Origin of the sequence: Daeguia caeni (genome assembly GCF_042653845.1) — a bacterium.
Taxonomy (GTDB): Bacteria; Pseudomonadota; Alphaproteobacteria; order Rhizobiales; family Rhizobiaceae; genus Brucella; species Brucella caeni.
The window spans coordinates 161246-173563 of the sequence record NZ_JBHSEL010000053.1 but is presented as its reverse complement, the minus strand read 5'-3'; the positions used below and the strand labels follow the sequence as shown (position 1 = coordinate 173563).

The following is a 12318-nucleotide window of genomic DNA, read 5'->3' as shown; positions in this document are numbered from 1 at the left end:
ATTATTCCGTCATGCATTTTTGCTGATTTGATTTGAGTGATCCGGCTTCTCGGGTTGCCATTGAGGATAGAATGGAAAACTTGATCAGCGATCTGGGCCAGTTCATTTCCGATCATCGGATGTGGGCCGCACCGATCGTAGGTTTGATCTCATTTGGTGAATCCCTGGCCATTATCGGAATGTTCATTCCGGCCACGCCAATCATGATTGCAATTGGCGGCCTGGTCGGGGCGGGGATTGTCGAGCCGATTCCGGTCATCATCGGTGCTATCATTGGGGCCGTGATTGGCGATATTCTGTCCTATTTACTCGGCTGGTGGCTTGGCCGCAGCATCATTCACAAATGGCCGCTGAACAAGCATCGCACCGGCGTGGCGCGTGCACGCCTTCTGTTCCGCCGCTATGGATTTGCCGCAGTCTTTGTCGGTCGCTTCTTTGGACCTGTGCGTTGTACGGTGCCGATGGTGGCTGGCATGATGTCAATGGATCAGACCCGATTCCAGACAGCCAATGTTCTGTCAGCGATTGTCTGGGCACCAGTCATGTTCCTGCCGGGGTGGCTTGCTGCGCGTGGAGTTGGTGCATTTGCGCATTTGAACGGCGATAACATGTTCTGGATCGCTGTTGGGATCACCGTTTTTACAGTTGTTGCCACGGTGATAGGCGTGCGCATGTTCAAGGGCCGCTCACGCGGCCACAGGCGGCGCCGTGTTCAGATGACACCGGCTGAATAGCATTCCTGTTGCGCAGGGGCGATCTTGCGCATAATATTGGAGAATTCGTTAACTGATACGCAGATGCTCGGGCAGATCATGGCTTGGAGCGGCGTCTTGAAAGGGTTATTCGCGCTTAATGCCAGATGGCAATTCTGACGATCCGTCTTGTCGAAGTCCGTTTTCCCGTTTGGGGCGGAGCGAACGGCGCGTTCAATCTCTAATCACAATCAATTCTGGCGATGTGCCCTGCACACGGTCTGTTCTGCGCTGCGCTCGCAAAGGCGCGGCGCTGACGTCGTTCGCCGTCTATTCTGACCTCTAGGGAGCTCACTCATCATGGACTGGTCCATGGACTGGATTGCCGACCCCAATGCCTGGATAGGCCTTGTGACATTGGTGGTGCTGGAAATCGTTCTCGGCATCGACAATCTCGTCTTCATTGCAATTCTGGCTGAGAAACTGCCAGCGAATCAACGCAACCATGCCCGGCTGCTTGGCCTTTCGCTGGCACTTGTCATGCGACTGATCCTGCTTGCCTCGATCTCGTGGGTGGTCACATTGCGCCAGCCGCTGGTCACCGTGCTTGGTCTGTCCTTTTCCGGCCGTGACATCATCATGCTGCTTGGCGGCCTGTTTCTGCTTGCCAAGGGCACGATGGAATTTCACGAGCGACTGGAAGGATCGCATGGCAGCAAGACAAGCCGGGTCGCACATGCGGTTTTCTGGCAGGTGATCGTGCAGATCGTGGTTCTGGATGCGGTTTTCTCGCTCGACAGTATCATCACCGCAGTCGGTATTGTCCAGCATTTGCCTGTCATGATGATCGCCATCATCGTGGCCGTCGGGGTGATGATGCTGGCGTCCAAGGCGCTGATGGATTTTGTCAACCGCCATCCGACAGTTGTCATTCTCTGCCTCGGTTTCCTGATGATGATCGGCTTCAGCCTCGTGGTTGAAGGTCTCGGCTATCATATTCCGAAGGGCTATCTCTATGCCGCAATCGGCTTTTCGGTTCTCATCGAGGCGGCAAACCAGACGGCACGGCACAATCGTGAAAAGCTGGTGACGACCAATGATCTGCGTGAACGCACGGCAGGGGCGGTTCTGCGCCTGCTGGGCGGTACGCGCGGCGAAAGCCCGCTGTCGGATACGGTTGACGTGATCGCACAGCAGACGGCCGCCAATGAAGTGTTCCTGCCGGAAGAAAAGGAAATGATCCGCGGCGTGCTCGATCTGGCGGAGCGGCCGGTGCGTTCCATCATGTCGCCGCGTAATGAGGTGGAATGGATTGACCTTGATGAGGATGAGGAAGAAATCATCCAGACAATCCGCAACCTGACCCATTCGCGCGTGGTGGTGGCACGCAATCAGGTGGATGAATTCAACGGTGTTGCGCTGGTCAAGGACCTGCTGCTCTATCTGGCTGACAAGAAGCCGATCGAATGGGACACGGTGGTCAAGCAGCCACTGGTCGTGCATGAAAATGCAAATGTTCTCAATGTGATGGAGCAATTGCGCAAATCAACGATTCAACTTGGCATCGTTGTCGATGAACATGGCTCGTTTGAAGGCGTGGTGACGCCGACCGATATTCTGGAAGCCATTGCTGGTGAATTCCCCGACGAGGATGAGGAGATTTCCGAAGCCGTGTCTGACGGGCAGGGTGGCTATTATGTCGATGGCTTTGCGGATATTCGCCGCCTGAGCGGCTTGCTTGATCATGATCTGGTTGATGAGGATGACCGCTATACGACGCTTGCCGGTTATGTGATCTGGCATCTGGGTCATTTGCCAAGTGGCGGCGAAACTTTTGTTGCCGATGGGCTGGAGTTCCATGTCGAGTCGGTCAATGGCCGACATGTCGAGAAGGTCAGGATCCGCCCGGTTGCGGATTATGAGGTCTGAGGTGGAATGATTTTGCGGGCCGGACAGCGCGGCTCGCAATATATTTCTTTCTGTAAAGCATGATCAAATTAGTAGGATATTGACTTTATATCCAAACCTGCAAAAATTAACATATTGTTTACAAATGGGACAATCTGTGACAATCCATCCGGCAAGTACAGCACAGGATGGCGGGGCGTGTTTGGAGGGGTTATGAAGCGCACTGTTGTAGGGCTGATCGAGAGGCTAAAGACTTGCGTGCTGCAGGTGACAGCTTTCTTTGAAAAGCCCTGGAGTCGGATCAAGCTCAATTCCGAGGAAATTGCCGAGCGCCGTCGCAACCGTCTGGAGGCGAATGAACAGAACCTCCTGTGGTGCTGGCAGCATCGTGGTTTCTGGTAAGATCGTCTTTCATTCCGTCCTGCGCGTGTCTTTCCGGCTGGGGATAGCAAACAATCTTTCTTCATGATGTTTTCTGGATAGCTATTGGCATATTGCAAGAGCCATATATTCAGGCCGGACCCTTGGTTCCGGCTTTTTTGTTGGTTTCATGATGCGGTGAAGAAGTAGAAAATTTTTCCAACTTTTCAGGATGTGCTAGATGGTGCATCCAAGACTGCTTAAAAAAGTAGATTATATATTTAAATCAATGATTTAGGTTGATTTTCATTGTCGCTCCGATAGATTTCAATTCCAGAACTGGCCGACTGGATGCGGCTTCATTTGAGAAATTGCGATCGTTGGGTGATAAAATGAGAAAATTTATTCTACTGTCGGCCTTGGCTCTCGGGCTGGGTGTGGGTGCCGTCAAGGCGGATGAGCCAAAAGAGATTTTGAACGTTTCCTACGACATTTCCCGTGAGCTGTTTGAGCAGGTCAACAAGGCATTTATTGCTGACTGGAAGGCCAGAACGGGGGAAGAGCTGAAGGTCAACCAGTCGCATGCGGGTTCGTCCAAGCAGGCCCGTTCCATTCTGGAAGGGCTTGAGGCGGATGTGGTAACCTTCAATCAGGTCACCGATGTTCAGGTTCTGCATGACAAGGGTGACTTCATTCCGGCTGACTGGCAGAAGCGTCTGCCGAACAATTCATCGCCCTATTATTCCTTCCCATCCTTCCTGGTGCGTGTGGGCAATCCGAAGAACATCAGGAACTGGGATGATCTGGCGCGCGATGATGTGAAGGTCATCTTCCCGAATCCAAAGACCTCCGGCAATGCGCGCTATACCTATCTGGCTGCCTATGCCTATGCGCTCGATGCCAACAATGGTGACCATGACAAGGCGCGCGAATTCGTCGCCAAGGTTTTCAGGAATGTGCCGGTGTTTGACACGGGTGGCCGTGGCGCAACGACCACTTTCGCAGAACGCGGTATTGGCGACGTCCTGGTAACTTTTGAAGCCGAAACACGCGGCACGCAAAAGCAGCTTGGTGCGGACAAATATGATGTTGTCGTGCCGCAGATCAGCCTGCTTGCAGAATTCCCTGTCACGGTTGTTGATAAGGTTGTCGGCAAGCGCGGCTCGCGCAAGATTGCTGAAGCCTATCTCAACTATCTCTATACGCCTGAAGGTCAGGAGATTCTCGCACAGAATTTCAACCGCGTGCATGACAAGTCTGTCATTGAAAAGCACAAGGATATTTATCCGGAAGTGCGCCTTCTGACGGTCGAAGATGTGTTCGGCGGTTGGGATAAGGTGCAAAAGGAGCACTTTGCCGAAGGCGGTGTGCTTGATCAGGTCTTCACGAAGAAGTAAGCGAATGAACGGGCGGGAAATCATTCCCGCCCGTTTTGGATAAGAGCAGTGGCACTGTTTGGTCGAAAGCAAAATTCTGTATTGCCAGGGTTCGGATTGAGCCTCGGTTTGACTTTATTCTATCTCACGGTCATCGTGGCGTTGCCGCTTCTGGCGATGATCCTGAAGACGGCAAGTCTTGGCTTTGCGGATTTCTGGGCGATTGTCACGTCTGAGCGCGCTCTGGCGACCTACCGCATCACGCTGTCAACGGCAGCATTGGCAACCGTGTTCAATGGCCTGTTCGGCCTGCTTTTGGCTTGGGTGCTGACGCGCTATGATTTTCCCGGCAAGCGGCTGATGGATGCGGCGGTTGATCTGCCCTTTGCCCTGCCGACGGCCATCGCAGGTCTGGCGCTGGTCACCATTTTTGCAAAAAATGGCTGGTTTGGGCAATATCTGGAGCCGCTTGGCATTCAGGTGGCCTATGCGCCGCTTGGTATTTCCATTGCCATGGCCTTTACCAGCATTCCATTCGTCATCCGCACGGTGCAGCCGGTGCTGGAGGACATGACCGGGGATTATGAAGAGGCCGCCCGCAGCCTTGGTGCGCGCCCCTGGCAGATTTTCATACATGTGATCTGGCCAACCATTTTCCCCGCTTTTCTGGCAGGCGTTTCACTGTCTTTTGCGCGCAGTCTTGGTGAATTTGGCTCCATCGTTTTCATTTCCGGCAATCTGCCGTTTGAAACGGAAGTCACCTCGCTGCTCGTCTTTATTCGTCTTGACGAATATGACTATCCGGCAGCGGCGGCCTTGGCCTTTGTGATGCTGGTTGCGGCCTTTTTCATGCTTTTTGTCACCAATCTTATTCAGGCAAGGCGGTTACGTTATGCAGAGCGCTGATATGGGTGGGTACAAGGCGCACAACCCAATCCGCTTCCTGTTGATCGCGCTGGCGACGGTCCTGTCGATTTTGTGTCTTGGCGTGCCGCTGGCGGTAATTTTTTCCTATGCATTCAGCAAGGGGCTTGGTGTTTTCTTTTCCGAGATCCTGAAGCCTGATACGTTGCATGCGATCTGGCTCACCGTGCTGACGGCGCTTGTGGTCGTGCCGATCAATATGGCCTTTGGCGTCTGTGTCGCCTGGCTGGTGACAAAATTCCGTTTCCCCGGTCGCAGGCTCCTGATCACCTTTGTCGAGATACCGTTTTCGATTTCGCCCATCGTGGCCGGCGTGACCTATCTGTTTCTCTATGGTTCGCAGGGGCTGCTTGGGCCGTTGCTGGATGCCTACGATATCAAGATCATGTTCACGGTCCCGGCAATCTGGCTGGTCAGCCTGTTCGTCACCTCGCCCTTTGTGGCGCGTGAACTCATTCCACTGATGGAAGTGCAGGGCAGTGATGAGGAAGAGGCGGCCATGACGCTTGGCGCCAATGGCTGGCAGACATTTTTCCACGTCACCCTGCCCAATATCAAATGGGCGCTTCTCTATGGTGCCGTGCTCTGTAATGCGCGGGTGATGGGTGAATTCGGGGCGACTTCGGTTGTCTCGGGTGCAATTCGCGGCAAGACCAACACATTGCCGTTGCAGGTGGAACTGCTGTTCAATGACTATAATGTCGCCGGAGCCTTTGCGGCTGCATCCACGCTGGCCATCATTGCCTTGATCACGCTGGTTCTGAAATTCCTGCTGGAACGTCGCCAGTATCAATGATGGTGGATGAACGAAAGCCGCCCGTCGGGAGGAGGAACGGGCGGCCTGTCGCGGCGCCAATGAAGCATCTGCCCGAACTTTGGGAGAGCTGTGTCAGGCTGCCTGGGAGAGGGAGCTTACCGGAAAGCTGTGCTGAGAATGCTCAGCCCTCCTGTGTTCGCGCTTCAGGGATGAGGCCAGAATATAGCCCTCAGGCCAACGGGTAAAACCGCTTGCCACATTGATGTGACCGGCATGGCCCAGATCAACAAAGCCTGAACCCCAGACATGCGCCAGCGCTTCTGCCTTGGCAAAGCTCATATATTCGTCATTGCGGCTTGCAACCACGATGGAGGGGAAGGCCAGTTCATGGCGCGGCAAAGGTGCGAAGCTTTTAAAGCGCGGATCGCGGCGCGCCATGGTTTCTGCATCGGCCGGCGCAACGAGCAGGGCGCCTGCCACATGCGCGGCGGAAGGCCGGCTTGAAAGATGTGCAACCAGCACGCAGCCGAGGCTGTGGGCAACCAGAATCGAGCCCGGATTTTCCGCCAGTTTGGCCTCCAGCGCATGCAGCCAGTCGGACAGAACCGGGTAATGCCAGTCGTCCTGTTCAACCAGGGTTGCGGACGGATCGTCATCCAACCATTGGCGCTGCCAGTGGCCTGCTTCCGATCCCTTGTAGCCGGGGATAATCAATGTGGCAGCCATGTTCGGTTACCTCTTGGAAAAGCCGTGGGAGGGCGGTGAACTTCACTTGTGTGAATTATTTTTCCAAGATACGTCTTTTATATGCCTGTTATAAGAAAACAAAATTCATTAAGTGGATAAACGGTAAAAAATAATCCTCCTTGTCAGGTGCGGGGCGGATGGTTGGTTTCACTGGTTTTCCTTCTGCTTCTCGTTCCAGCGCAACAGGAACTGCGCTTTCTCAAAAACGAGTACCACGATCAGCGAAATCGCAAAGGGAACAAGCAGGTAGAGCAGACGGAAAACAATCAGCGCTGCCAGCACGTCGGCCTTGTCCATATCCGGCAGGCCAAGCAGGAACACCAGTTCCAGAACGCCAAGACCGCCCGGTGCATGCGAAATGAGGGCGGCAGAAAAGGAGACAAGGAAAATGCCGAGCACGATCAGGAAACCAGGATTACCAGCATTCGGCAGGGCAAAATAGATGATGGCTGCAGCGCCAATCAGTTCCAGCGGGCCGACGACAAGCTGATGCAGGACGACTTCCAGACGTGGATATTCCAGCCGGAATGAGCCGATTTTGAGCGGGCGCAGGCCAAGCCAGCTGCCAAGCAGGTAAAGAAGGACAAAGCCCAGCATGGCAAGCGCAATGCCAATGGCAATGGGTGGGGTGAGTTCTTCATTGAAACGCAGCAGCAGATCCGGCTCAAGCAGCAGGGTCATGCTGGAGGTCAGCAGCACGCCGAGAAGAAAGGTGAATGAACAAAAGGCGATGAGAAAGGCGATTTCGCTTGCCGGCAGACCCTGCGATGAATAGGCCCGATAACGCACAACCGCACCTGAAATGACCGATGCGCCAATATTATGCGACAGGGCATAGGTGGTGAAGGAACATAAGGTGACGAAAAGCCAGGAAATCTTGCGACGCAAATGGCGAAGCGCAACCATGTCGTAGCCGGCAAGGGCAGCATAGGCGAGGAGTGTTGCCCCTATGGCCAAAATCCAACGGTGGACAGAAATATTGGCAAGGCTGTCTATGACGTCATCGAGTGAAATGCCGCGGAGTTCCCGGTACAGCAGCCAGGCCGAAATTGCGACAGCAACCACGCCGACGACAGGCCATATATAATCCTTTGCTTTCATTAACCGATCAGCGCCCTTCTTGTTGGTTCATGTCATCATGGCTGACCGTATCATGTGCCATGATGCCATCTGTTGTCTCGTCTTTATTGACATTAAGACCGCGCAAAAGTGCATTTGCGATCTCTTCCTCGCCAAGCACAACCATATTTGCACCAAGATCGCGCAAATATTGTGTCTCCGCCGGCCCATAGGCGCGCGCAATGATACGCAATTGCGGATTATGGCTGTGCGCCATGGTTATGATACGCCCTGCCTCAAAGGCATTGGGAATGGTCATGACAAGATCTTTCGCAACCAGCGGATTGGCAGCGGTCAGTACTTCCGCTGATGCGGCATTCCCCTTGATGATTTCGGTGTCTTGTTCATTGAGAAGGGCACTGATTTTGGCCGAGTCATCAATCACAAGAAATGGCTGGTTCATTTTGCGCAGCTGATCAGCAATGCGTGAACCGACGCGTCCATGGCCGACAATGATCGTGTGGCTTGTGAGGCTGGTTTGCGGGATGGTCGCCGTTTCAGACGTCTCGTCGGGCGTTTCACCGGCGTCATCCGCATTGGCCCTGTCGCCAAGCCGGCTTTCGACCCAGGGACGGATGCGTTCAACCAGCACAAACATTACAGGATTGAGAAAGATTGACATAATGGCGCCAGCGAGCACCAGATCGCGTCCTTCTGCAGGCAGAAGATGAAGCGATACACCTAAGCCAGCGAGAATAAAGGAAAATTCGCCGATTTGTGAAAGGCTGGCGGAAATGGTCAGGGCTGTGCTGACGCTATGTCTGAAAGCACGTACGATGAAAAAGGCAGCGACCGATTTGCCGAGCAGAATGATGGCCAGTGTCGCCAGAAGCGGCAGCGGATCGCGGATCAGGCTTGCCGGATTAAAAAGCATGCCGACGGAGATGAAGAACAGCACTGCAAAGGCATCGCGCAGTGGCAGCGATTCTTCTGCCGCGCGGTGGGAGAGTTCGGATTCACTCATCACCATGCCGGCGAAAAAGGCGCCGAGCGCAAAGGATACGCCAAAGAGATGCGCCGCACCAAAAGCCACACCGAGTGCAATGGCAAGAACACCCAGCCGGAACAATTCGCGCGAGCCGGTCTGTGCAATGAGATTGAGCAGCCAGGGAATGAATTTACGTCCGACGATCAGCATCAGCACGGCAAAGATGCCGACCTTGGCAAAGGTGAGAACAACGATGCCGCCAAGGCCAAGACCAAGAGCCTGACTGAGCCAAACGGAAATGACATCGCCGCTATTGGCATCATGTTCTCCACCGCTTGCACCGGCCAGTGCCGGCAGAAGGACCAGCGCCAGCACCATGGCAATATCCTCGACAACCAGCCAGCCGACGGCAATGCGTCCGCGTTCGGTGTCGATCAGATGGCGTTCCTGCATGGCGCGGATCAGCACCACGGTGCTGGCGGTCGACAGGGCAAGGCCAAAGACAAGGCCGGCCTGGATATCCCAGCCAAGAGCCAGGCCTAACAATGTGCCGAAGGCGGCGGCAGCGGCAATCTGGGCAAGCGCGCCCGGAACGGCGATGGCCTTTACGGAAAGAAGATCCTTGACGGAAAAATGCAGGCCCACGCCAAACATCAGCAGGATGACGCCGATTTCTGCCAGTTGCAGGATCAGCCCCTGATCGGCAACGAAACCGGGGGTGTGGGGGCCTGCGATAATGCCGGCAAGCAAATAGCCGACAAGCGGAGAAATTTTCAGGCGGCTGGCAATGGCGCCAAAAATGAACGCAAGACAAAGGCCGATCACGATCGTGGCGATCAGTGGCGTGTCATGAGTCATGCTTTGCCATACCGTTGTCTGGTTCGAGGAATTGCGAAGGAAGGCAGCCGGGCAGGAGACTTCCCGCCCGGCAACGTGTTTATTTCTGCGCGGCGGCTGCTTCTTCCGCAGCCTTGTGCATTTCCTGACGATGCTGCCACCAGTCTCCGAGCAGGAGCAGGATCGGTGCGGCAATGAAGATCGACGAGGAGGTCGCGATCACAATGCCGAACAGCATTGGCAGGGCGAAGTTGTGGACGGCGCTGCCGCCCCAGAAGGCCATCGGGAACATGCACAGGAAGGTGGTGACGGATGTATAGATACAGCGCACCAGCACCTGATTGATACTCATGTCGATGATTTCGCGCAGCGGCTTCGACTTGTAGAGACGCATGTTTTCGCGCATGCGGTCATAGACGACCACCTTGTCGTTCACCGAATAGCCTATGATCGTCAGAAGGGCCGCAATGGCGGTCAGGTTGAAGTCAAGCTGCGTCAACGCGAAGAAGCCGACAATCTTTGTCGTGTCGAGGACGAGGGTAATGATTGCGCCAAGCGCGAAATACCACTCGAACCGCCACCAAAGATAGGCCAGCATGCCCAGCGCCGACAGGATGACGGCGATGAAGCCTGAACGCGCCAGTTCGCCGGAGACCTTTGGTCCCACGACTTCCGTGCTTTCAATCTTCACGCCGGGATCAAGCTCGGTAACGGCAGTGCGGATCTTGGCGACTGCCGCACTTTGCGCTTCCTCGCCTCCATCCTGACGCTGGACGCGGATCAGCACCTGATTTGGGCTGCCGGCGCTCTGCAGGGCCACTTCGCCCAGATCAAGCGAGCCAAGCTTTGCGCGCAGCTGGGCAAGATCGGCAGGCTGTGAGGTGGTGATTTCGGCCTGGATACCGCCTTTGAAGTCGATGCCGTAATTGAGGCCCGGCTTGAAGAACAGGATGATCGAGGCGATCGACAGCACGATGGAAATACCAATGCCGAAGAAGCGCGCATTCATGAAACGGTAGCTGGTATTTTCCGGCGCAAAGCGGATATAGGGCTCGATATGCAGCACCTTCAGCTTGCGGCGTCGTACCCACCAGGCCATCGCAATGCGCACCAGCGTCACGTCGGTAAACATGGAAATGGCAATGCCGAGCATCATGGTGATGGCAAAGCCGCGAACCGGGCCGGTGCCGAACATGAACAAGAGCAATGTCGAAATCAGCGAGGTAACGTTGGAGTCGACAATGGTGGCAAAGGCATTATGGAAGCCCTTGTCGAGGGCAGCCATGGCGCCGAGCCCCTTGCGGGTTTCTTCGCGGATACGTTCATTGATGAGAATGTTTGCGTCAACCGCAATACCGATACCCAGAATAATGCCGGCAATACCGGGCAGGGTCAGTGTCGCGCCGATCAGGCTCAGGGCCGAGAAGGTCAGCAGAGTGTGCAAGAACAGCGCGATATTGGCGATCAGGCCCCATGTGCCATAAAGCAACAGGATGAAGACGGCCACCAGTGCAAAGCCGATGATGCCGGTGATCAGGCCCATCCTGATTGCGTCGCCGCCGAGATCCGGGCCGACGGTGCGTTCCTCAATCACGGTGAGGGGTGCAGGAAGCGCACCTGCGCGCAGCAATGCTGACAGGACAACCGTATCCTGAACCGTGAAGGAGCCGCTGATCTGGCCCGATCCACCGGTGATTGGCTCACGAATGACCGGCGCACTCAGCACCTTGCCGTCAAGCACGATCGCGAAAGGACGATTGACATTCTTCGTGGTGATGTCCGCAAACTGACGCGCACCGAGGCTGTCAAAACGGAAAGAGACGATCGGTTCGTTGGTACGCTGGTCAAAGCCGGCACGGGCATCGGTCAGGCGTTCGCCTGAAAGGGCGACCTGATCCTCGATCGCATATTTCTGCATTGGATCCTTGGCGTCCGGCATGATGGTTACACCGGGCGGCGGCGGATCATTCGGATTGGCGTCGGAGACCATGTGGAAGGTCATCTTCGCGGTGCTGCCAAGAAGCTGGCGCAGTTCGGCCGGATCCTGCAGGCCGGGCAGCTGAACGACAATACGGTCAGAACCGACGCGCTGGATTGATGGTTCTGCCACGCCAACCTGGTCAACACGCTGACGGATGATCTCAAGACTCTGCTGCAGTGCGGCATCGAGGCGATAGTTGAAACCGGCCTCGGTCAGGGTAAGACGGATCTGGTTGTCATTGGCCGTGACATCAATATCATTGATTGGCGTGCCAAATCCGCTGGTGTTTACCTGCGAAATCAGTGTCTTTAACGCGGTTTCCGCACGGGCGCGCTGTTCCGCATCAGGGATCGTCACGATGACGGCATCACCAACGATGCGGATGGACTGCGGCTGGATGCGTTCTGCGCGCAGCTTGCTGCGGGCATCATCAAGAAGCGCGCGCAGGCGATCTTTTTTCAGGCTCGCCGCGTCGACTTCCAGAACGAGATAGGAGCCGCCGCGCAGGTCAAGACCAAGGGTGACCTGTCGTTTCGGGAACCACGACGGCAAGGCGTCGAGTTGCTTCTGGGTGAGGAAGTTGGGCAATGCAATGATAACGCCGATCAGGACGATCAGGCCATAAAGCACAGTTACCCATTTCGAAGTACGCATATTTCAGGTTCCAGATATGCACGCCTGCGACAATT

Annotated in this window: 10 protein-coding genes; 6 read left to right on the top strand and 4 right to left on the bottom strand. The window is 55.2% G+C overall.

Translation table 11 applies throughout. From position 1 onward, the window contains the following. Window positions 1-71: 71 nt before the first annotated feature. From ACFO1V_RS08720 to cysW, 6 genes are all read left to right on the top strand, one after another. Window positions 72-734, top strand: coding sequence for a DedA family protein (locus ACFO1V_RS08720; RefSeq protein ID WP_374829358.1), 663 nt, complete (start codon window positions 72-74; stop codon window positions 732-734). 318 nt (window positions 735-1052) lie between these two features. Next, a complete protein-coding gene (locus ACFO1V_RS08715) occupies window positions 1053-2621 on the top strand; it encodes a TerC family protein (protein ID WP_374829360.1) in 1569 nt (522 codons plus the stop codon). Window positions 2622-2813: 192 nt separating this feature from the next. Next, window positions 2814-3002, top strand: a complete 189-nt coding sequence (locus ACFO1V_RS08710) for a hypothetical protein (RefSeq protein WP_374829362.1) — start codon at window positions 2814-2816, stop codon at window positions 3000-3002. A 350-nt stretch (window positions 3003-3352) separates the two neighbouring features. Further along, complete coding sequence (locus ACFO1V_RS08705) at window positions 3353-4357, top strand: sulfate ABC transporter substrate-binding protein (protein WP_374829364.1); 1005 nt, start codon at window positions 3353-3355, stop codon at window positions 4355-4357. A gap of 48 nt (window positions 4358-4405) precedes the next feature. Beyond that, a complete protein-coding gene (cysT, locus tag ACFO1V_RS08700; protein ID WP_374829366.1) occupies window positions 4406-5242 on the top strand; it encodes a sulfate ABC transporter permease subunit CysT in 837 nt (278 codons plus the stop codon). Beyond that, window positions 5229-6056, top strand: a complete 828-nt coding sequence (gene cysW, locus ACFO1V_RS08695; protein ID WP_374829368.1) for a sulfate ABC transporter permease subunit CysW — start codon at window positions 5229-5231, stop codon at window positions 6054-6056. The genes cysT and cysW overlap by 14 nt, the downstream gene beginning before the upstream one ends. A 93-nt stretch (window positions 6057-6149) precedes the next feature. On the opposite strand, the gene ACFO1V_RS08690 is transcribed toward cysW, so the two are convergent. The 4 genes from ACFO1V_RS08690 to secD form a co-directional block, all read right to left on the bottom strand. Beyond that, window positions 6150-6743 (bottom strand): alpha/beta hydrolase, encoded by a 594-nt coding sequence (locus ACFO1V_RS08690; protein ID WP_374829370.1) that lies wholly within the window; start codon window positions 6741-6743, stop codon window positions 6150-6152. A gap of 168 nt (window positions 6744-6911) precedes the next feature. Beyond that, on the bottom strand, window positions 6912-7865 hold the full coding sequence (locus ACFO1V_RS08685; protein ID WP_374829372.1) for a lysylphosphatidylglycerol synthase domain-containing protein: 954 nt from the start codon (window positions 7863-7865) through the stop codon (window positions 6912-6914). 7 nt (window positions 7866-7872) lie between these two features. Beyond that, window positions 7873-9669: a cation:proton antiporter domain-containing protein gene (locus ACFO1V_RS08680; protein ID WP_374829374.1), complete on the bottom strand. Its 1797-nt coding sequence runs from the start codon at window positions 9667-9669 to the stop codon at window positions 7873-7875. A 79-nt stretch (window positions 9670-9748) separates the two neighbouring features. After that, window positions 9749-12283, bottom strand: coding sequence for a protein translocase subunit SecD (gene secD, locus ACFO1V_RS08675; protein ID WP_374829376.1), 2535 nt, complete (start codon window positions 12281-12283; stop codon window positions 9749-9751). Window positions 12284-12318 lie beyond the last annotated feature (35 nt).